We start from the raw sequence: 20,293 nt of genomic DNA on the forward strand, positions 1-20,293 counted from the left end.
CCCAAAAGGAAATGAATCATGGCAATCAACAAAATGCCGAGGATCACATTCCAGGCACACAGTCAGGCCGGCGACGACTGCTGGCATTCGGTCGTGATTTCGCTGTTGCGCGGCCTGGCGGCTATCGAGGTTGCCGCCGCGCACCTGCGCGCGGATGTGTACCCGAGCTTGCGTACGGTCGTGGATCCATCGATCTGGTTCAAAGGATTTACGTTCGCTACCGGCTTTGCGCACCATGCGGTACTGGTGTTTTTCGTCATCAGTGGCTGGCTGGTGGGGGGCAGCCTGCTGGACAAGATCCGGCAGCCCGATGCGATTGCCGGCTATGGGATCGACCGTGTAACACGTCTGTGGACGGTGCTGGTGCCGACCTTCGTGTTGACACTGCTGTTCGGCTTCGCCACCGGGATCGTGGATGCGCAAGACATCGATTTTCATCCTGCCAACGAATACTCCGCCGTGGTGTTCGGCGCCAACCTGGTCGGCCTGCAAACCATCGCCGTGCCTGCGTTCGGCGGCAACTTCCCGCTCTGGAGCCTCGCCAACGAGACCTGGTATTACATCCTGTTCCCGCTCCTGGTCGTGCTGTTGCGCGCACCTGGCCGCGCCCTGCGCGTAGCGTGCGGTGCCACGCTTCTCGTGCTGGCAGCCCTGTTGCCCGCCGCGATCGTCGGCTACTTCGGGATTTGGTTGCTGGGCGTGGCATTTTCGCGGATCAGGATCGAGTGCAGCACCGGGCAGCGCACGGGCTGGCTGATACTGGTCGCCGCACTGTGGGCGTATTACCGACTGACTGGCGACATGAACGCGTTCACCCTTGCCAACCTGCTGCCGGATCTCGGGTGCAGCCTGGTATTCCTGGTGCTTTTGTCGAGCCTGCAATTCAAGGCCGCCGCAACGTCCAGGCTGCGGCCGCGCCTGAGCAGGATCGGCACCTTCTTCGCGGAATTCTCCTTCAGCCTCTATGTTGTGCACGTGCCGCTGATCGGCCTGCTGCAGCATTGGACATTGAAGCGCTGGGGGCTGCGCGAGCTGTCGCCGCACGAGCCGCTGCACTTCGCGATCTATCTGGCCATGCTTGCCACATTGCTTGTGGGTGCCTATTTATCATACCGGCTGTTCGAATCGCACACTTACCAGATTCGGCGGCTGCTCAAGCGCATGCTGCTGCAGCGCCCTGCCCGCACGCCCGTCGCACCGACCTTTCGCGCCGATTGAAGCCTGCGGACGGCTCGGCGCGCGCATTTCAGGGACGGGACGCGATGTCGACCAGGGATTGGCCAAACTGCGGGTAGTTGTGGGCGGCGCTATATTTTTCCTGCCAATCGGCGCGCGCACGCGTCCGGTAGGCCACAGCCGACGCCCTGTCCCGGAAGCGCGCCAGCGCACTGGCGATGGTCGCGACGTCCGGATCGGCCGGGATCAGGATGCCATTGCTTTCATTGACGATTTCGCTGTTGCCGCCAACGTCGGTTGCCACCATCGGAATGCCGACCGAACTCGCCTCCATGAGACTGACAGGGATCCCTTCGCTCGAACTGACGTTGATGAATACATCAAAGGTTTGCTCCCGGTACAGCTTCATCACGTCTTCCTGCGCAAGATAGCCCGTGAACACGACCTCGGCGCGCCTTCCCCCCAGCTTCGACTGGGCGTATGCCTGGAGCTCCTCGAACAGCCCGCCGTCCCCGATATGGGTCCACCGGACACTCAGCGATGGGGCTGCCTCCAGCAGGTGCGCAATCGCATCGACGATGAGATGCAGGCGCTTCTCCTCCACGACGAAGGAACACGAGACGACGGAGAGCGCTTCCTCGTGCGGCTGCGCATTCTTGAACCCGGGGTCATCCACGCCGAGGCGCGCGGTGAAGCACTTGCGTGCCGCCGCAGGATGCTCGCGCGCCACGTAGGCCCGGCCATGGTCGGAGATGCTGAAGACAGCGTCGATCCCGGCCAGCACCCCCTGCCGCAAGCCTGCATACCCACCGCTGCGCTTGTCCTCGTACAGGTCGCCGCGATGGGCTCGCGACACCACCTTGAGCGAGGGCTGGTAAACATTCCGGAAACGGATCGCTCCAGCGATTTCCGGGAACATCCAGTAAAAATAAACGATGTCGATTTTCTTGTTCGCGTACTGAACCTGCTCGACCAGAAAACGCTCGAACAGGCGGGCGCGGTACAGGGCGCGCGCCAATTCCTTTACGTTCTCCCAGCGGTGCGCGCCGCGCATGACACGCCGCGCATCGTCGAGCCACGCGTAGCGCCACAGTCCTCCCAAGAATGAGCTGACCACGATGAAGCGTCGCTGCATGCCCCAACGCGCATTCGCGTAGTCGAGGTTGACCGGTAGCGAGGTCGGGCGCGGCGCGGCGTCCCGCGAGTAGAAACCCGGCACGAGTTCGACGTGCACGAAACACTGGGCAAGATATTCCAGCTCGGCCTTGATGAAGGCTTCATTCCGGCCGTAAGGGTAAGATGTGGTCACCACCAGTATGCGTTCCTGTTTCATTCACTCGTCTCCATCGACAAAGGTCTCGACATCGGTGCGCGCGCCACTCGCCTCTGCCCGCTTCGCGGCCATGATCTTCCTGTACATGACCACGGTATAAAGGGCAGTGATCGAAAATGCGACCGTCGACGCGAGTGCCGCACCGCTCGTTCCCATGACTGGAATGGCGAGGATGCCGCAGATGGCATTGATCACCAGGCACAAGATAGCGCCTTGGATATTCACTCTTTGAAATCCCATCCCGGCAAGGGCATTCGAGATGATGCTCATATAGCTCCAGGTGACGATCCCCGGCAGCAGGATGATGAACGGTGCGACACTGCCCCGGAAATCCTTGCCGAATGCGAGCGGGATCGCGAATGACGAGATGGCGGCAGCGGCCAGCGCGCCGGCCAACGTCACCTGCACGACCAGTCTCGCCACTTTCGTCACCATGGCTTCCAGCGCCTCCGGCGACCTGCTGTTGGCGGCCGACTCCGGGTACACGATCGACGACGCGGCGCCCGAGAACAGCCACAGCATCTCCGCCAGCTGTACCGCCAATGCGTAGAATCCAGTCGCGGTCGCGCCCAACATGAAGCTGACGAGATACAACGCGAGCCTGTAGTTAAGAAAGGTGATGACATTGCTGACGTGAGCGCGCAGCCCGAACGCAACCGCAGCGCGCAACCGGTACTGGCCGGTGGCGCCAGGCGCGATTTTCCCGAGCCGCGCTTCGCTCATCAGCCAGAGCGACAGTTGGCCGATGATGTGGCACGTCACGACGGCCGCCACGCTGACGCTGCCGGTCAGACCCAATAAGGCAACCGCGGCGAAAAAAATGAACGGGTGGATCAACAGCGTTCTGTTGTAGGTGCGATAGTCGCGCTGGCCGCGGATCATCGACGATGACCATCCTGCCAGCAGCAGCAGCGGGAACAGGAGACTGGCATACAAGGCCAGGCCTTTGTGTATGCCGGGAAGGTAACGGGCGATTCGTTGCTCGCTGCCGGCCGCCAGTACCAGCGCGACGACTACCCATAGCAGGGCTGCAAGAAGCCAGTTCGCGGCGCGCATCTGCCGCGGATTGCCGGAACCGGAGCTCAGGTGGTACACGTGGCTCGCGCCCATGCCGAGGTTGAGAAATGCGTACAGCGCCTGGGGCAGCAGCATCGCCGTGGCCAGCACCCCGTTACCCGCCGGCCCGAGCAGCCGCGCGGTGATGCACATCCCGGCAAAGTACAAGGAACCTGACAGGATCTGGCGGGCGACGGTCGCGCCTATGGTGGCAGACAGGTTCAAGTGCGAATCCGGGGATCGCCCCAATGAGAACGCTGCAAACAGGCTTCGCATCATGGTCTTCATCGCTAGGCCGAGTAGCCCAGCTGCGCCGCATCGTCGATGTACTGCGTACGACCGGCGCCAATTCGCAAGGCCATGTCGTTGAACAGCACCCCGCGCGGCGAAAGGCCTGCATGGTTCAGACGCTTGATCGATTCCGTGATCTCGGCGTCGGTCGTGACGCGCGCGCGCGTGAGGAGGAATATGGCACCGGCGTGATTGCCGATGATGAGGGCGTCGGAGGCCAGCAGGACCGGCGGCGTGTCGATCAGCACCAGGTCGTAGTTGGCGCCGGCGGCTTCGAGTAACGTGCTGAAATTCACGTGCAGCAAAAAGTCCGAGCGGTTCGGCGGCAACGGGCCCGTCGGGATGAAGTCGAGATTCTCGAAGACCTCGTGGTGCACGACGTCTTCGATCCGCATCGATCCATTGATGGCCTTGGACAATCCCTGGTCGCGACTGACGCCGAAGTAGCGGTGCAGGTGGCCGCTGCGGAAGTCCGCATCGATCAGCAACACCCGCTTGCCGCTGGCCGCCATCACGGCTGCGAAGTTCGTCAGCACGAAGGACCTGCCGAGGCCGTGGGTCGGCCCGGCGAACATGACGATGTTGTTCCTGAAGTGGGGCATCGCGAACTGCAGGGCAGCCCGGAAGCTGCGCAGGCTTTCCACGGCGGCGTCCCCGGGAATGACACGGGCCAGCAGAGGCAAGGGCTCCATGCCGCCCCGCGCCTTGTGCATCAGCTTGTCCTGGTTGCTGCTGTGCGGGATCGTGGCATAGACCACACGGGCATGCAGCAAGCGCTCGATCTTCTGCGGATCGTCGATGCCGCCCTTCATCGCATTGCGTGCAAACGCGATCATGGTGCCGAGTAAGAGCCCCGTGACCACCGCGAGCGCGACGATCAAGGGACGGTTCGGCTTGAGCGGCTTTTCGGGCGGCACCGGCTCATCGACCATGCGCACGTTGCTCACCCGGCCCACCGAAATCAGTCGCAACTGCTGGGCCGTGTTCGACAGTGCCGTGTACAGGTCCGTGCTGACCTTGATGTCCCGGGTCAGTCGCGCTTCTTCCTGCTCCAGTGCCGGCAAGGCCTTGATGCGCGCGTTGACGTCATCGATTTCCGTCTGGGCTTCCTTGCGCTGGCGATTGATGGTCGCGATGATCGGATGGTCTTCCGTGAAGCGTCCCAGCAATTCGGTTTTTTTCTGGATCAGGTCGAGGCTGCGGGTGCGCGTCGCTGCCGCCTGCGCGAGCATTTCCTTGGCCTCTTCCTGCAGGTCCACGGTGCCGTGGGTGTTGCGGAATTGGTTGTAGCGGTCTTCGGCCTGCTCGAGCTGGCGCTTGAGGATCGGCAGTTGCTGGTTCAGGAAGGCCAGCGACTTTTCCGCTTCCTCGGTCTTGCGCGCCAGATTCTGGCGCATGTACTCGCGCCCGATCTCGCGCAGGACCGCGTAGGTGCGCTGGGCATTCTCGCCCTGCAGCTTGACCTCGATCACGCCGGACTGCTTGCCCTGTTCCGAGATCACGAGGGCGCTCTGGATCGCCTGGATCATGGCCACCCTCGAGATGCGGCGCAGGCGGAAACGCGCGCCGGCCTTCGCCTGGATCCGATCGACCTTCAGCTCGATCGTCCCCTCTGGCGTCGGCACGCGGTAGCGCTGACCGACGATGCCGTCGAAAACGGTGCGCTGCCCGCCGCCGGAAAAACGAAAGCGCCCGCTCCCCAGTGACGTCAGTGCGAACTCGCGGCCCAGCCAGGTCTCGGGTACCTCGAAAAGCGAAACTTCGGCCCTTTCCCCACCCCAGACATAGCCACCGTAGCCGAACAGTCCCGGTTCGGACAGCGCGCCGCTGTTCTGGTTGGCGAACCAGAATCCGGCGACAGGGAAATACTTCGGCTGCGTGTCGATGTACAGCTGCAGGTTGTCGATCGCGCGCGATACGACCATCCGCGAGCGCAGCAACTCCATCTCGGCGATGGCTGCCTTCTTGGTCTCGAACAGAGACGACGCTTCGCTGAGGATGTTCTTCGTGGCGTTCGGGCTTTCCTCCTCGACGTGGATCAGCAGGTCCGCTTCGAACACCGGCATCGCAAGCAGCGCGTACAGTACGGCTGCCAGCGTGATGAGGGCCGTGATTCCGCCGATCAGCCAGCGGCTGTCATAGAGTGTGTGCAGGTGGCTCTTGAGGTCGAAAGGCGGGTCGTCTGCCCCACCCGCTGTCGCGCGCGGATCGAAAGGGACGCTGACGATAGGCGGCGTATGGACCACAGGTGTCAGGGAATGCGACTCGCCGAGGGTGCTCATGGTCATGCTCCTGCAGGGTTCCGTGTGCGTGATCAAGCGTGCGTTCGTGTGCGCGGGTTTCAGGGCCGCGTGGTGGCGCTGACGGCCGACGTCAGTGCGCCCGGAAACAGGAGGCTCAGGTTCCGGTTCCAGTTAGCCAGGGGCGTCGCTGCCACGTAGACGATGTCCTTGGGCTGCAATTCGAAGCCTTCGGCCAGCGCCAGCGAACTGGCCTCGCGGGCGTCGAGCCGGAACACGCGGGTCCGGCCGGACGTCTTGCGCACCACGTAGACCTGCCGCGCGTCGCCGCTCAGCGGACTGATGCCGCCGCTCTCGCCGAGCGCCTCGTTCAGGGTGAGGCGCCCATCGTGCATCGTCAGCGCCTTGGGCGTGATGACCTCGCCGGAAACGAAGACCTTGCTTTCGTCTCGCGATTGCACGCGGACCACGTCGCCCGGCTTGAGCATGACCAGTCCGGGATTGATGCCCTTCTGCACGAGGTCGCGCAGGTTGACGCGGTAGCGCTGCTGGCTGCGCTCGAGGACGATCCTGCTCTGGTCGGCGGTGGGCAGCAGGCCGCCGGCACGGTTGAGCGCCTCGACGAGGGTCATCGGGATGTCGTTGATGGCTTGCAGGCCGGGGGCCTTGACCTCGCCGTCGATGTACACGCGCTTGCTGCGGTAGGACTGGACCCGCAACGTGACGTTCGGGCCCGCAAGATACCTGGAAAGTTTCTTCGTCAGGACCGCGCGGGCCTCCTCCTCGGTCAGGCCCTCGACGGGCACGAGGCCGATGAGCGGAAACTGGATGCGCCCGAGATGGTCGACCACGAAACCCGGCGGCGCCGCGTTCGCTCCGCTGGGATCGGGTGCGCCAGGGGACGCGTTTACGGCAGTCCCGGCCAGTTCAGGGTGGTCCCAGACCACGATGGACAGCACGTCGCCGCTGCCGATCGCGTAGGGCGCCGGATTCTGCACGAGCAGCTCGTCCAGGCCCTGGTTGGCCACGTCCTGATGCTGCTGCCGTTCCACGGTGATCAGTTGTTCCGTGATCATTTCTGTCGGCGGCGCGGGTTCGTCGGTCCCCGCTTTGTCCTGCGAGCGGAACTGGATAACGGGGGCGCATCCGCCTAAGGCGAGCGCCAGCAAGGCGGCCGCCATACATTGCGTAGAGGAAGCTCTCATGATTTGCCTGTCGGAATGTGCTGCCAACCCCTGGCGATCCGAGTCAGGGTAAGCCCGCTACCCGGAATGGCTTTGGCGCACGTCAAACGGCAGGCTCAGGTCAGCATTAACGCCAGCGGCAACAGTTTGCCCGCGAGTGTGCGTATATGCGGCGCGGAAATAAAAATACCCGCATCGAACTTCGATGCGGGTATCGTTCTCGCTAGTGCGAGATGATCAGATCAGCGTCAGCCGGTGCGATCAGTACTCGTAAGCGCCGACATCGACTGCCGCGCCACGCGGACGGGCCACGCCTGCGAAATCGATCGTCGGTGCCTTGGCCGACGTGCCGCGGTCGATTGCGGGCGAGCTGCTGTACACGCGGTAGTCGCCGGTGCCGTTCGCCAGGTAATTCCTGAACAGCGGATCCGACGAAATCGAACCGGTCACATACCCCTTCACTTTCCAGCTGGTGCCGCTGCGTGCGACCAGGTTGTTGGCATAACGGTTGTTACCGCCCATCTTGCCCATTTCGATCACGCCGTAAGCACGGTTGTCGTAGACGATATTGTTGGCGACGTAGTTGTTGGCCGAGCCGGTCGTGGTGCCGGCGTCGCCCTGGCCCAGCAGGATACCGATCTTGTTGTGGAACGACGTGTTGTTGACGATCGTCGACGCGGTGGCGCCGTGCCATTGCTGGATACCGGCCATTGCGACGCCCGAGACAATATTGTTCGTGACGACGTTGTTGGCATTGGCGATATAGATGCCCTGGATCGTGTTGCATGCACCGATATAGCGATAACCGATGTTACGAACCACGTTGCGGTCGATGAGGACGTTACCGACCGGACCATACGTGTCGATCGCCGCGCCGCCGCTGCCGTTGCAGCCGCCGCTGACCGTCAGATCGTGGATGTAGTTGTTCTTGAACGTCAGGTACGCCCCCGAAGCCAGGAGACCGTGACGGCCCGAGCCGGTGATCTGGAAGCCGTCGATATCGACATAGCTGCCGCGCGAGTCCCACGTGATGCCGGTGCCCGACACGACGATCTTGGCGCCCCACTTCACATCCGACACGAAGCGGATACGCGCGCTCGAGGTGCCGCTCTTCCGGGTCACGATGCCGGCATTGCTCAGGGAAGGTGCCGACACATAATATGTACCAGCGGCAACGTGGACCGTCGATCCAGCACTTGCCAGTGCGTCCGCACGCGTGATCGTCTTCACTGGCGCTGCCTGCGTGCCTGGGTTGGAATCGGAGCCCGTGGGCGATACGTAGATGTTAGTGGCTGCAACAGCGCTCCCGCCGACTGCCAGCAACGCGACAGCGCCAAAGCACGACAACAGGTTGATACGAACGTTCGGAACAAGCTTGACTGCGTTTTGCATTTAACTGCCTCAACAAGTGAAAGGAGTAGCTTTGAGGCGTGGAAACTTCCTAAGTTCAATGAATTTGCAGAAAAATTTTTTAGGAGTAACAAACAATACAAAGAAATTTCCCCTGCGAAAAATTTCTTAGGAGGATATTCATTTGTTGTTTGCTATCCCGTGACGCAGGCGTGGGACGGTCGCTGAAGGGCCGGACGGTGGGAATGCTGGACGAGCGACATGAACGCTGAAACATGTCGCATGCTTCAGCGTTCGAATGAGAACAGGATTGATCGCGGCTCTGTGGCCGCGCCGACCACGGGGGTCAGCGCATCTCTTCCATCAGCCGCAGGGCACCCGCGAAACGCCACACGCGGCGCAGTTCGATCACATCGTAGTTCGCCGCGACGTTCGGCGGAAACGCCGAGTAACGCGCGTTCAGGCGCACGATGCGGCGCACGAAGTCGTCGATGTCGGCTCGGCCGCTGGAGCGCAGGATGGTCACGTCCTCGACACTGCCGTCGCTCCGGATGGCCACGCTGACGACGGGATCCGTGCGCACCACGTCGGCCGACAGTTGGGCGTCGCTCAGAACGGCGTTACGCTCGATTTTCTGGCGCACGCTGTCCATGTACATGCGCAGCGGAATGTCGTGGCGCGCCGCCTCGGCCAGGGCGCGCCGAACGGCACGTGCCGCGTCCTCGGCGGGCTGCACGGCCCGCGGCACGGGTTTCAGGATATCGATGCCGCGCATCATCTCGCGCGCACGCGAGGCCAGGTCGCTGCCCAGCGCGCCGCGCGGGAGCGTGCCGTTGCCGCGCCCGGCGCCATCGCCGCTGCCGCCGTCCGCGCCTGCGCGCGCGGGGCCCGGCGCCGCGGCGTCGGGAACGGCACGCTCGCGTGCCTGGCGGGCCTGCTCCTGGGCCAGTCGGGCGTTCTCTTCCGCCTGACGGCGTGCCGCCTGTTCGGCCTGGGCATGTTCCTGGCGCGACCTTTCTTCAGCAAGCTGGCGGGCCCGTTCCTGATCCGCCAGCTGCTGCCGGACGGTCTTCTCCGCGCGGCGTTGCTCGGCCAACTGCTGCGCGCGCGCCTGCTCGGCTTGCTCGATACGCTGCTGCTCGGCCAATTGCTGCGCCCGCACCTGCTCGGCTTGCTGGATACGCTGCTGTTCGGCCAGCTGTTGTGCCCGCTCCTGCTCGGCTTGCCGGATACGCTGCTGTTCGGCTAGCTGTTGTGCCCGCTCCTGCTCGGCTTGCCGGATACGCTGCTGTTCAGCCAGCTGTTGTGCCGTTTCCTGCTCCGCCTGCCGGATACGCTGCTCCTCGGCGAGCTGCTGCGCCCGCTCCTGCTCGGCCTGCTGAAGGCGGCGCTGCTCCGCCAGGCGCCGCTCTTCCTCTTCCTGGCGTACCCTCGCCTGCGCTTCCTCGGCCGTGCGCTGCCCCGCCAGCGCCGTCTCGTATTGCGCGGATTGCTCGGCGAGACGCTGGCGCTGCTGCTCGGCCTCGGCCTGCAGCCTGTCCTCGGCCTCGGCCCGCAGGCGGGCTTCGTCCGCTTCGAGCCGCAGCGCCCGCTCCTGCTCGCGTTCTTCCGCCTGGCGGGCGCGCTCGGCCCGTGCGGATTCTTGCGCCATCGCATCGTCCTCGACGGGTGCATCGGCCTCGGCCGGCGGCTCGGCGCGGGCCACCGGGTCCGGCACGGGATCGGGCTCGACAGCCGGCAGCGGCACGTCGAACGTGTTGTCCTGATGGGTTTCCTGAGCGATCACCCGCGTGTGCAATCCATCGGCCACGCGCGTGGCAGGCGGTTTGCGGCGGCGTTTGACGACGCGCCGCGGCGGCGGCGCGGGCGTGGGTGCCGGTGCCTTGGGCGCCGGTACCGGCACGACGGGATCGACGACCGTGAAACCGTGGCGCGCTGTGGCCGGCTGCTTCGGTGGAAAGGGCAGCGGCGCCGCTGCCGCGGGCGCAGGTGCGGCTGCGGCGGGCGGCAACGCAGGTACCGGCGGCGGTGGCACGGGCGACGGGGCCGGCGCAGGCACCGCTGGCGTCGTCAGCCGGACCGATATCGGACCGCCGGGTCCCGGCCGTAATCCGGGAATGCCGAACTGCAGGGACAGTACGAGGGCATGCAGCAGCAGGGAAACCAGCACGCCCATTGCCAGCCTGCGCTCGGACGCATCATTGGATAGCACAGGTCGTGCCGCAGTGGCATTGGGCATGCTGGTCGTGTCGCGTCAGGAGATGAAGAAATGAAATGTTGCTGTATTGATAGCACAGCTTACACGCGACAGTAAAGGGGGCGCGCACAAATGGGGGCGCGCACGGTTCGGAACGCTGTTTGCAATCCCGGCTACAATGAATTGGACCGATCAGCAGCCAGAGGTTCGCATGTCGCCAGGATTTATTTTCGCTACGGGTATCGAAAACAGCATCCCCACGATCGACAACGGTCGTGTGCGCATGGACGAGATGGAAAAGTGCGGCCACTACAAATACTGGCGCACGGACTTCGACCTCGTGCAGGAACTCGGCTTGAAAGTCCTGCGCTACGGGCCGCCCTTGCACAAGACGTGGCTCGGGCCCAAGCGCTACGACTGGGAATTCGCCGACCTGGCGCTCAACGACCTGCGCCAGCGCAACATCGCATCGATCGTCGACCTGTGCCACTTCGGCGTGCCCGACTGGATCGGCAACTTCCAGAATCCGGATTTTCCCGAATTGTTCGCCGAGTATGCCGGCACCTTCGCGCGGCGCTACCCATGGCTGCAGTTGTACACGCCGATCAACGAGATGTCGATCTGCGCCCTCTTCTCCGCCCTGTACGGCTGGTGGAACGAGCAGTTGACGACGGACCGCGGCTTCGTCACGGCGACGAAGAACCTCGTCAAGGCGAACATCCTGGCCATGCATGCGATCCTGCAAGTGCGTCCGGACGCCCTGTTCGTGCAAAGCGAATCGACGGAATACTTTCACGCCGAAAGCCCGTCCGCCATCGGCCCCGCCGAGCTGTACAACTCCCGCCGCTTCCTGTCGCTGGACCTGAATTACGGCCGCCGCGTCGATTCCGAAATGTACGAATACATGATGGATAACGGCATGACGCGCGAGGAGTATCACTTCTTCCTGAACAATAATCTGAAGCACCACTGCATCATGGGCAACGATTATTACCAGACCAACGAGCACTATGTGTCGGCGGACGGGCTCACGCGGGCGGCGGGAGAGATCTTCGGCTATGCGGTCATCACGCACCAGTACTACAACCGCTACCGGCTGCCCGTGATGCACACGGAAACGAACTTGTGCGAAGGGCCGCGCGGCGACGAGGCCGTGCACTGGCTGCGCAAGGAGTGGGCGAACGTCCTGCGCGTGCGCAACAACGGCGTGCCGCTCGTCGGGTTCACCTGGTATTCGTTGACGGACCAGGTCGACTGGGACACGGCCCTGCGCGAGAACAACGGCAACGTCAATGCGCTGGGCCTGTTCGATCTCGACCGCAAGATCCGTCCCGTCGGCATCGCCTACAAGGAGCTCGTGCGCGCGTGGATGGAAGTGCTGCCGACGCAAAGCGTCTGCCTGCAGGTGCCGATCGTGATGCCGCACGAATTCCAGCGCCATGTGCCGCCGCCGAGCGGCTGGCCATTCGACGACGACGCAACCCTGGCGCCGCGCACCGAAGAGCGCGAGTAATCGATTAGTGTTCGCTGGGCCCGAACGTGTAGGTACCGCCGTGCGCCAGGTAGACGACCTGCTGGTCGAGTCCGGCCGCCTTCACTTCCCGTGCGAAGTCCGACAGCGGCGACTTGAACACATCGTAATCGTCGTAATGGATGGGAATCGCCTTTTTCGGCTGGACGATCTGCATCAGGGTCACGCCGTCCTTGCCGTCCATCGTGACCTTGAAGACACCCAGGATGCGCGTGCCGCCCAGGTGCAGCAGGGCCAGGTCGACACCGGGAAACCGCTGCGGGATCGCCTTCAGGTCGTCGTAGATCAACGTATCGCCGCTTACATACATGCGATAGGCCGGGGCCGCCGTGTTCGGGCCGAAGTCGAGGACCGATCCCATCACCGAGGGCAGCAGCGCCTGCATGCCCGCCTTGCCGTGGCGGCCCGGGGCCGCCGTGATGCGCAGCCGGGCCTCGCCTTTTTCGACGTCGATCCGGTCCCACGTCGACAGGCCGAACGTGCGCTGGAAGCCCATGTCCTTGAGCTTGTTCGCCGCCGCCTTGGTCGTAATAATGGGAATGTTCTTGTCGAGTTTTTCCTGCACGAGCTTGTCGAAGTGATCCTCGTGCAAGTGCGACAGCACGACGAGATCGATCGGCGGCAACTGTTCGAGAGTCAGGGCTGGATTCGTGAGGCGTTCGGACGTGATGCCGTAGCCGAGGTGCACGTGGTCGCCCTTGTGCAGGAAATTCGGATCCGTCAGGATCGTGAAGCCCTGGTAGCGGATCAGCACCGTCGCGGTGCCGATGAACTGGACGGTGCCGTTCGCTTCAGCGGGCGCGCCCGCCGGTGGCAGCCTGAGTGCGAGCTTGGCGGATTCGGGCGCCTTCGTTTGCGCGAGTGCGACCGCCCAACCCGACAGGAACATCACCATCGTCAACACCACCCGGACCATCACCATGTCGCCTCCTTGCCGTTGTCGAGTCAAGGCTAGCATGGGGGTTTGCACGCCGGCGTTCGCTAGCCTGCAGTCAACGAAAGGATGGGGATGGCCTGCCCAGCTGGGTTCGAACCAGCGACCCTCAGCTTAGAAGGCTGATGCTCTATCCAACTGAGCTATGGGCAGTATGGCTTCATAAATGAAAACGGGCCGTCGAGGACAGCCCGTTTGCAAACGGTGGTCGGAGTACAAGGATTCGAACCTTGGACCCCCTGCTCCCAAAGCAGGTGCGCTACCGGGCTGCGCTACACTCCGATTGGGACGATCATACCCCGCCGGGAGGGAGGCGTCAATGAAGGGGCTCGCCCCGGCGGATGGTCAGACTTCGAAGCGCGCGGCGATGCGCTTGGCCATCGACTCGGCCAGTTCCGCGTTCTTCGCCTCCACCATGACACGCACGAGCGGTTCCGTGCCGGACGGGCGGATCAGCACGCGGCCATTGTCGCCCAGTTCGCGCTCGACGTTTTCCTTCTCCGCCACGACGGCCGCGTTCTTCGTCCAGTCCGTACCCGGCTGCACGCGCACGTTGATCAGGGTCTGCGGATACAGCGTCAGGTCGCTGCAGCACTCGGCCAGGCCCTGGCCGGAACGCTTGAGCGCGGTCAGGACCTGCAGTGCCGACACGATGCCGTCGCCGGTCGTGTGCTTGTCCAGTGCCAACAGGTGGCCCGAGCCTTCGCCGCCCAGCAGCCAGCCGCGGTCCTGCATCATTTCCAGCACGTAGCGGTCGCCGACCTTCGCGCGCGCAAAACCGATGCCCATGTCCTTGAACGCCACTTCGAGCGCCATATTGGTCATCAGGGTGCCGACGGCACCGGCCACCGGACCGGTCGCCATGCGCGCGCGCACCATCACGTACAGCAGCTCGTCGCCGTTGTACAGGCGGCCTTTGGCGTCGCACATGATCAAACGGTCGGCGTCGCCGTCCAGCGCGATGCCGAGGTCGGCCTCGTGCTCGACCACCGCGGCCGCCATCGCCTTCGGGGCCGTCGCGCCGACGCCGTCGTTGATGTTGAAGCCGTCCGGCTTGGTGCCCAGCTCGATGACTTCGGCGCCCAGTTCATGGAACACGTGCGGCGCAATGTTGTAGGCGGCGCCGTGGGCGCAGTCGACGACGATTTTCAGGCCGCGCAGGTCGAGCTCGTTCGGGAACGTGCTCTTGCAGAATTCGATGTAACGGCCCTGCGCGTCGCGCAGGCGCGTGGCCCGGCCCAGCTTTTCCGACGACACGCAGCCCATCGGCTGGTCGATCATCTCCTCGATTTCGAGCTCGACGGCATCGGGCAGCTTGGTGCCATGGCCGGAGAAGAACTTGATGCCGTTGTCCTGGAAAGGATTGTGCGAGGCCGAAATCACGACGCCGGCCTGCAGGCGCAGTGCGCGCGTCAGGTACGCGATGGCCGGGGTCGGCATCGGACCGGCCAGCATCACGTCGACGCCGGCTGCCGAGAAACCGGCTTCCAGCGCCGCTTCCAGCATGTAGCCGGAAATGCGCGTGTCCTTGCCGATCAGGACCGTGGGACGTTCGCTGGTGCCGGCCTTGTCCTTGGCCAGCACCTTGCCGGCGGCATAGCCCAGCCGCATCACGAAGTCAGGGGTGATGGGCGACTTGCCCACCAGGCCGCGTACGCCATCGGTACCGAAATATTTGCGTGCCATTAATTAAATTCTCTTCATCTATTGATTATTCGTAGTGGCCGCTTGCCAGACCTTCAGCGCGTCCACCGTCTCTGCCACATCATGGACCCGCACGATCCGGGCGCCCTGCGCTACCGCAGCGAGCGCACCGGCCAGGCTGCCGGCCAGCCGCTGCTCGACGCTGCGGCCCGTCACGGCGCCGATCATCGATTTGCGCGACAGGCCCGCCAATACGGGCAGGCCCAGTTCGCTTTCCATGCGGTTTATGCTCCGGAGCAAAGCATAATTATGCTCGACACTCTTCCCAAAACCAAATCCGGGATCAATCGTGATGCGTTCGCGTGCCACACCCGCCGCCAGCAGCGCATCGATCCGCTCGCGCAGGAAGGCGATCACGTCGGCCACGACGTCGACGTATTCGGGCTGTGCCTGCATGTCCTGCGGGGTGCCCTGCATATGCATTACGCACAGCCCGCAATCGCTGTCCTTCACGGCCTCGATCGCGCCGGGCGCCCGGAAGCCGTTGATGTCGTTGATCATGTCGGCGCCCGCGATGATCGCCTCGCGCATCACCTCGGGCTTGCAGGTATCGATCGACAGCGGATAACCCAGTTCGCGCAACGCGTAGATCGCCGGCATGACGCGGCGCAGTTCTTCGTCGATGGAGACGCTGGGCGAGCCCGGCCGCGTGGATTCGCCGCCGATGTCGATGATGTCGACGCCGTCCTTGATCATCTGTTCGGCCCGCTCCACGGCGAATTCGAGGCCCTGGTAGCGGCCGCCGTCGGAAAAGGAATCGGGGGTGACGTTGAGGATGCCCATGACCAGGGGGCGCTGGGCGAGGTTATAGCCGAAACGGCCGCACTGCAGATATTGACGCATGACGAAAACCAACGGAATGAAGAATAAAAAAGCACCCGCTCGGGGTGCCTTTTCGAGGAGAGACCGCGCTGGTCAGGCCGGGGCGGTCGCGTTCGGGGCGACGCCGCTGTCGCTCGGAGGCGTGCGCTTGGTCAGGACCACCGACTTCGGCGGGCGCGGCTCGCGGCCGGCCATGATGTCGTTGATCTGGTCGGCATCGATGGTTTCCCATTCGAGCAGCGCCTTCGTCATCACTTCGACCTTGTCGCGGTTTTCTTCCAGCAGGCGACGGGCCAGCGTGTACTGCATGTCGAGGATGTTGCGAATCTCGGCATCGACCTTTTGCTGCGTCGCTTCGGAGATCGTCTTCACGGAGCCGCCGAAGAAGCCTTCGTTCGGATCATCCTCGTAGACCATCACGCCCATGCTTTCCGACATGCCGAAACGGGTCACCATCGAGCGGGCCAGCTTGGTCGCGCGGGCGAAGTCGTTCGATGCGCCGGTCGACATCTGGCCGACGAAGATCTCCTCGGCGATACGGCCGCCGAACAGGATCGAGATCTCTTCCAGCATCTTGTCCTTGTAGCCGGACAGGCTGTCGTGCTCCGGCAACTGCCAGGTCAGGCCGAGGGCATAGCCGCGCGGCATGATCGTGACCTTGTGCACCGGGTCCGCCTTCGGCAGCAGCTTGGCGATCACCGCGTGGCCCGACTCGTGGTACGCGGTATTGCGGCGCTCTTCCTCGCGCATGACCATCGACTTGCGCTCCGGACCCATGAAGATCTTGTCCTTCGCGTCTTCGAAGTCGCTCATCTCGACCAGGCGCTTGCTGCGGCGCGCGGCGAACAGCGCGGCTTCGTTGACCAGGTTGGCCAGGTCGGCGCCGGAGAAGCCCGGGGTGCCGCGCGCCAGGATGTCGGCCTTCACGTCGGTGCCGATCGGCACTTTGCGCATGTGCACGTTGAGGATCTGTTCGCGGCCGCGGATGTCCGGCAGGCCCACCATCACCTGGCGGTCGAAACGGCCCGGACGCAGCAGCGCCTTGTCCAGCACGTCGGCACGGTTGGTCGCGGCGATCACGATCACGCCCGACGATGCCTCGAAGCCGTCCATCTCGACCAGCAGCTGGTTCAGCGTCTGTTCGCGCTCGTCGTTGCCGCCGCCCATGCCGGCGCCACGGTGGCGGCCGACGGCGTCGATCTCGTCGATGAAGATGATGCACGGCGAGTGTTTTTTCGCGTTCTCGAACATGTCGCGCACGCGGGACGCACCCACGCCGACGAACATCTCGACGAAGTCCGAACCGGAGATCGAGAAGAACGGGACCTTGGCTTCGCCGGCGATGGCGCGGGCCAGCAGCGTCTTACCGGTACCCGGGGGACCGACCATCAGCACGCCGCGCGGGATGCGGCCGCCCAGTTTCTGGAACTTGGTCGGATCCTTCAGGAAGTCGACGATCTCGCCCACTTCTTCCTTCGCTTCGTCGCAGCCGGCGACGTCGGCGAACGTGACGGTGTTGTTCGTCTCGTCCATCATGCGCGCCTTCGACTTGCCGAACGAGAACGCCCCGCCCTTGCCGCCGCCCTGCATCTGGCGCATGAAGAACACCCAGACACCGATCAGGAGCAGCATCGGGAACCAGGAAATGAAGACTTGCTGGAGGAACGACGGCTCCTCGGGCGGCTTGACGTCGAAGCGCACGTTGTTGTCGCGCAGGTCGCCGATCAGGCCGCGGTCGAGCATGGTCGCGGTGGTGCGGACCTTGCTGTCGTCGGTGCGGGTCGCGGTGATGCTCGAACCTTCGATCACGACGTCCTTGATGCGTTTCGCCTTGACGTCATCGAGCAGCTCGGAATAAGCAATGGTCTTGCTGCCGCCCGCGACGCTGTGGTTGTCGAACTGCTTGAACAGCATGAACAACAGCAGCGCGACGACCACCCAGATGGCGGATTTGGAAAACATATTATTCACGAAGACTCCTCTGATGCGAACGCATCTTTTCCCATTTTTTCAAAGGCAGATTTTACCGCAATAAGCAGCCCGTGCCACGCACGACCGCCATAGTGCCTTCGGGGACGTTGAAAAACCTGCTGCGCGTTGCACTGTCGTGCTGCGATGCTCGCTGTACTCTCGTACAGCTGCGCTTCTCACACAACATTGCGGCCGCTCGCGACGGTTTTTCAAGGTTCCCTTTTCTCCACTATAGCCGGTTTTTATTTCCGTTGCGCAGCCATCATGCACACAGACGTGGCTGTCCTTTGCTGATGTGCGGTTGTACTGCAGGAAATCAAGGGCGTTTCCGTCGATTTTCGCAATTTCAGGCGGCCGGATTTTTCAGCCCACGCCCCAGCAGGAAAATTTCCGAGGATTTGTCGCGGCTGGCCTTCGGTTTGATCTGTTTGACGACCTTGAATTCGGTGCGGAACTTCTCCAGGACCTGGGTGAACCCCATGTCCTTGAAGCATTTCACCAACAATGCCCCTGAAGGTTTGAGGTGCATTTGAGAGAACTCAATAGCGAGATCGATCAAATCCTCCATGCGCGCCGCATCCGCCGACGGAATACCGGAGAGATTCGGCGCCATGTCGGACAGCACGAGGTCGGCCATGCGGCCTTCGAGAACGCCCGCCAGCTCGTCGAGCACCTCCTGCTCGCGGAAATCGCCCTGGATGAAATGCATGTCGGCGATCGGCTCCATCGGCAGGATGTCCAGGCCGATCATCGTGCCCTTGATGCCGCCCTCGTCGCCGCCGGCCAGCTTGCGCCGCGTGTACTGGCCCCAGCTGCCGGGCGTGCAGCCGAGGTCGACGATCACCTGGCCCGCCTTGATGAGCTTTTCGCTTTCGTCGATTTCCTTCAGCTTGTAGGCCGCACGAGCCCGATAGCCCTCTTTCTGTGCCAATTTGACATACGGATCGTTGATGTGATCGTGGATCCAGTTTTTATTGAATTTGTTCTTGGCCATTCGCGTAAAATACTGCTTTTAATAGGTATCTCAAAATAACATCATGATCAAACTTACACCGGTCGAGCGTGCAGCGCTGCGTGCGGAAGCCCACGGTCTCAATCCTGTCGTCATGATCGGCGCAGACGGCCTGACCGAGGCCGTCATGAAGGAAGTCTCGTCCAGCCTCGACGCACACGGCCTCATCAAGGTACGCGTGTTCGGCGACGACCGTGAAGAGCGCATCGCGATCTACGAACGCATCTGCGCGGAACTCGACGCCGCGCCGGTCCAGCACATCGGCAAGCTGCTCGTGCTGTACCGCCCGAAGAAGGATGACGTCAAGGAACGTTCGACGAAGGCCGGCAAGGGCCTGCGCGAAGTTACCATCGTCAAGCCGAGCCCGAGCGGCACCAAGAAGCCGACCGTAACCAAGGTCCTGCTGAAAGGTAACGAGCGCGTCACGCAAGGCGGCAACATCAAACGGGCCAAGCCACGTCAGGCCAGCACCAAGAAGACGGCCCTGAAATAAGCCGTGTTCACCAAAAATTAACCGGGGCCGCTACCCCGGTTTTTTATGCCTCAGCGGGCCTTCACAACAAGAAGCGCGCCAAGGATGCTCTCGGCCAGGTACAACACCTGCGACACCCCATGCAGCGCCGCGAATGTCCCCCACTGCGGCGACGCCCGCACGCCGGCCGGCCCGGCCGCTGCGCGGATCGCCGCCATCATCGGCTGCAGGCCCAGGTAGACGACGAGGCTGCATGCCAGCATGCCGACGATCAGTGCATACAGCCAGCGCTTGCGCCGCGCGTCGACATCCGCCGCACGCGACGTCAGCAGCGCCAGCAGCGCGGCGAGCGCAATCGCCAGCCAGGCCGAGCGCGTCAGCATGACGCCGACGACATTGCCGGCCTGCGTGCTGTCGAGCACGGCAAAGGCGCTCGGCGCGGCCAGGTAGCTGACGGCCCACACGCTGCCGGCCCACAGGGCGGCAAGCAGCACGCGCGCACTGGCAAGCATCGTGGCGAACTTAGACGTAACGGACTTCCAGGATTTCGTATTCGCGCGGACCGGACGGGGCCTGCACTTCGACCACGTCGCCGGCGTATTTGCCGATCAGCGCGCGCGCGATCGGCGACGTGACGGAGACCTTGTTCTCCTTGAGGTCGGCCTCGTCCATGCCGACGATCTGGTAGGTGACCTTCTGGCCGTTGTCGAGGTCTTCGAGGTCGACGGTCGAGGCGAACACCACGCGGCCTTCCGCATCCAGCGTGGCCGGGTCGATGATCTGCGCGGTGGACAGTTTCTGTTCCAGCTCGGCGATGCGGCCCTCGACGAAGGCCTGGCGCTCCTTGGCGGCGTCGTATTCGGCGTTTTCCGACAGGTCGCCATGCGAGCGCGCCTCGGCGATCGCATCGATCACGTTGCGGCGTTCCTTGGTCTTGAGCTGGTGCAGCTCTTCCTTCAACTTCTCGGCGCCGAATTTGGTCAATGGAGTGTTCATCGTATTCTGTTCTCAGTGTTTGCG

General features: G+C 63.4%; 16 protein-coding genes and 2 tRNA genes. 3 read left to right on the forward strand and 15 right to left on the reverse strand.

The genetic code is table 11. From position 1 onward, the window contains the following. The first annotated feature begins 18 nt into the window (after positions 1-18). Entirely contained in the window at positions 19-1,218 is a 1,200-nt protein-coding gene (locus ACEN9G_RS02040) for an acyltransferase family protein (protein ID WP_413337675.1), read from the forward strand. A gap of 28 nt (positions 1,219-1,246) precedes the next feature. Here ACEN9G_RS02040 and ACEN9G_RS02045 read toward each other — a convergent pair whose 3' ends face one another. The 6 genes from ACEN9G_RS02045 to ACEN9G_RS02070 all read right to left on the reverse strand — a co-directional run bounded on the left by ACEN9G_RS02045 (position 1,247) and on the right by ACEN9G_RS02070 (position 10,842). Then, positions 1,247-2,509 carry a glycosyltransferase gene (locus ACEN9G_RS02045; RefSeq protein ID WP_413337676.1) on the reverse strand — a complete coding sequence of 421 codons (1,263 nt, stop codon included), beginning with the start codon at positions 2,507-2,509 and terminating at the stop codon, positions 1,247-1,249. Next, complete coding sequence (locus ACEN9G_RS02050) at positions 2,510-3,790, reverse strand: lipopolysaccharide biosynthesis protein (protein WP_483127624.1); 1,281 nt, start codon at positions 3,788-3,790, stop codon at positions 2,510-2,512. It abuts the gene before it with no gap. Between the two features lie 65 nt (positions 3,791-3,855). Beyond that, on the reverse strand, positions 3,856-6,138 hold the full coding sequence (locus tag ACEN9G_RS02055) for a polysaccharide biosynthesis tyrosine autokinase (protein WP_413337678.1): 2,283 nt from the start codon (positions 6,136-6,138) through the stop codon (positions 3,856-3,858). 59 nt (positions 6,139-6,197) lie between these two features. Next, positions 6,198-7,172, reverse strand: a complete 975-nt coding sequence (locus ACEN9G_RS02060; RefSeq protein ID WP_229412349.1) for a polysaccharide biosynthesis/export family protein — start codon at positions 7,170-7,172, stop codon at positions 6,198-6,200. Between the two features lie 369 nt (positions 7,173-7,541). Beyond that, entirely contained in the window at positions 7,542-8,672 is a 1,131-nt protein-coding gene (locus tag ACEN9G_RS02065) for a right-handed parallel beta-helix repeat-containing protein (protein WP_483127625.1), read from the reverse strand. Between the two features lie 304 nt (positions 8,673-8,976). Further along, on the reverse strand, positions 8,977-10,842 hold the full coding sequence (locus ACEN9G_RS02070; RefSeq protein WP_483127626.1) for a cell envelope integrity protein TolA: 1,866 nt from the start codon (positions 10,840-10,842) through the stop codon (positions 8,977-8,979). A gap of 196 nt (positions 10,843-11,038) precedes the next feature. Here ACEN9G_RS02070 and ACEN9G_RS02075 point away from each other — a divergent pair, with 196 nt between their 5' ends. After that, positions 11,039-12,340 (forward strand): family 1 glycosylhydrolase, encoded by a 1,302-nt coding sequence (locus ACEN9G_RS02075; RefSeq protein ID WP_413339258.1) that lies wholly within the window; start codon positions 11,039-11,041, stop codon positions 12,338-12,340. Between the two features lie 4 nt (positions 12,341-12,344). Here ACEN9G_RS02075 and ACEN9G_RS02080 read toward each other — a convergent pair whose 3' ends face one another. From ACEN9G_RS02080 to ACEN9G_RS02110, 7 genes are all read right to left on the reverse strand, one after another. Beyond that, on the reverse strand, positions 12,345-13,280 hold the full coding sequence (locus tag ACEN9G_RS02080) for an MBL fold metallo-hydrolase (protein WP_413339256.1): 936 nt from the start codon (positions 13,278-13,280) through the stop codon (positions 12,345-12,347). An 88-nt stretch (positions 13,281-13,368) separates the two neighbouring features. Further along, a tRNA-Arg gene (locus tag ACEN9G_RS02085) sits at positions 13,369-13,445 on the reverse strand. A 52-nt stretch (positions 13,446-13,497) separates the two neighbouring features. Further along, positions 13,498-13,574, reverse strand: a tRNA-Pro gene (locus tag ACEN9G_RS02090). A 63-nt stretch (positions 13,575-13,637) separates the two neighbouring features. Beyond that, a complete protein-coding gene (gene glmM, locus ACEN9G_RS02095; RefSeq protein ID WP_056127993.1) occupies positions 13,638-14,978 on the reverse strand; it encodes a phosphoglucosamine mutase in 1,341 nt (446 codons plus the stop codon). Between the two features lie 18 nt (positions 14,979-14,996). Further along, complete coding sequence (gene folP, locus ACEN9G_RS02100; RefSeq protein ID WP_413339260.1) at positions 14,997-15,839, reverse strand: dihydropteroate synthase; 843 nt, start codon at positions 15,837-15,839, stop codon at positions 14,997-14,999. A 72-nt stretch (positions 15,840-15,911) separates the two neighbouring features. Next, positions 15,912-17,789, reverse strand: a complete 1,878-nt coding sequence (gene ftsH, locus ACEN9G_RS02105; RefSeq protein WP_413339254.1) for an ATP-dependent zinc metalloprotease FtsH — start codon at positions 17,787-17,789, stop codon at positions 15,912-15,914. Between the two features lie 346 nt (positions 17,790-18,135). Continuing rightward, positions 18,136-18,783 carry an RlmE family RNA methyltransferase gene (locus ACEN9G_RS02110; protein WP_413339252.1) on the reverse strand — a complete coding sequence of 216 codons (648 nt, stop codon included), beginning with the start codon at positions 18,781-18,783 and terminating at the stop codon, positions 18,136-18,138. 43 nt (positions 18,784-18,826) lie between these two features. Here ACEN9G_RS02110 and yhbY point away from each other — a divergent pair, with 43 nt between their 5' ends. Continuing rightward, positions 18,827-19,294, forward strand: a complete 468-nt coding sequence (gene yhbY, locus ACEN9G_RS02115) for a ribosome assembly RNA-binding protein YhbY (protein WP_413339250.1) — start codon at positions 18,827-18,829, stop codon at positions 19,292-19,294. Between the two features lie 50 nt (positions 19,295-19,344). On the opposite strand, the gene ACEN9G_RS02120 is transcribed toward yhbY, so the two are convergent. Next, on the reverse strand, positions 19,345-19,785 hold the full coding sequence (locus ACEN9G_RS02120; RefSeq protein WP_413339248.1) for a DUF4149 domain-containing protein: 441 nt from the start codon (positions 19,783-19,785) through the stop codon (positions 19,345-19,347). Positions 19,786-19,795: 10 nt separating this feature from the next. After that, a complete protein-coding gene (gene greA / locus ACEN9G_RS02125) occupies positions 19,796-20,269 on the reverse strand; it encodes a transcription elongation factor GreA (RefSeq protein WP_413339246.1) in 474 nt (157 codons plus the stop codon). Positions 20,270-20,293 lie beyond the last annotated feature (24 nt).

This window comes from Massilia sp. Masssp94, assembly GCF_059491305.1.

What these genes read in the sequence shown, in the direction of transcription:
- ACEN9G_RS02060 (WP_229412349.1), bottom strand. Translation starts at nt 7,172, where the DNA reads ATGATCACGGAACAACTGATCACCGTGGAACGGCAGCAGCATCAGGAC.
- ACEN9G_RS02075 (WP_413339258.1), top strand. Translation starts at nt 11,039, where the DNA reads ATGTCGCCAGGATTTATTTTCGCTACGGGTATCGAAAACAGCATCCCC.
- folP (WP_413339260.1), bottom strand. Translation starts at nt 15,839, where the DNA reads ATGCGTCAATATCTGCAGTGCGGCCGTTTCGGCTATAACCTCGCCCAG.
- yhbY (WP_413339250.1), top strand. Translation starts at nt 18,827, where the DNA reads ATGATCAAACTTACACCGGTCGAGCGTGCAGCGCTGCGTGCGGAAGCC.
- ACEN9G_RS02045 (WP_413337676.1), bottom strand. Translation starts at nt 2,509, where the DNA reads ATGAAACAGGAACGCATACTGGTGGTGACCACATCTTACCCTTACGGC.
- ACEN9G_RS02040 (WP_413337675.1), top strand. Translation starts at nt 19, where the DNA reads ATGGCAATCAACAAAATGCCGAGGATCACATTCCAGGCACACAGTCAG.
- greA (WP_413339246.1), bottom strand. Translation starts at nt 20,269, where the DNA reads ATGAACACTCCATTGACCAAATTCGGCGCCGAGAAGTTGAAGGAAGAG.
- ACEN9G_RS02080 (WP_413339256.1), bottom strand. Translation starts at nt 13,280, where the DNA reads ATGGTGATGGTCCGGGTGGTGTTGACGATGGTGATGTTCCTGTCGGGT.
- ACEN9G_RS02065 (WP_483127625.1), bottom strand. Translation starts at nt 8,672, where the DNA reads ATGCAAAACGCAGTCAAGCTTGTTCCGAACGTTCGTATCAACCTGTTG.
- glmM (WP_056127993.1), bottom strand. Translation starts at nt 14,978, where the DNA reads ATGGCACGCAAATATTTCGGTACCGATGGCGTACGCGGCCTGGTGGGC.
- ACEN9G_RS02120 (WP_413339248.1), bottom strand. Translation starts at nt 19,785, where the DNA reads ATGCTTGCCAGTGCGCGCGTGCTGCTTGCCGCCCTGTGGGCCGGCAGC.
- ACEN9G_RS02110 (WP_413339252.1), bottom strand. Translation starts at nt 18,783, where the DNA reads ATGGCCAAGAACAAATTCAATAAAAACTGGATCCACGATCACATCAAC.
- ACEN9G_RS02055 (WP_413337678.1), bottom strand. Translation starts at nt 6,138, where the DNA reads ATGAGCACCCTCGGCGAGTCGCATTCCCTGACACCTGTGGTCCATACG.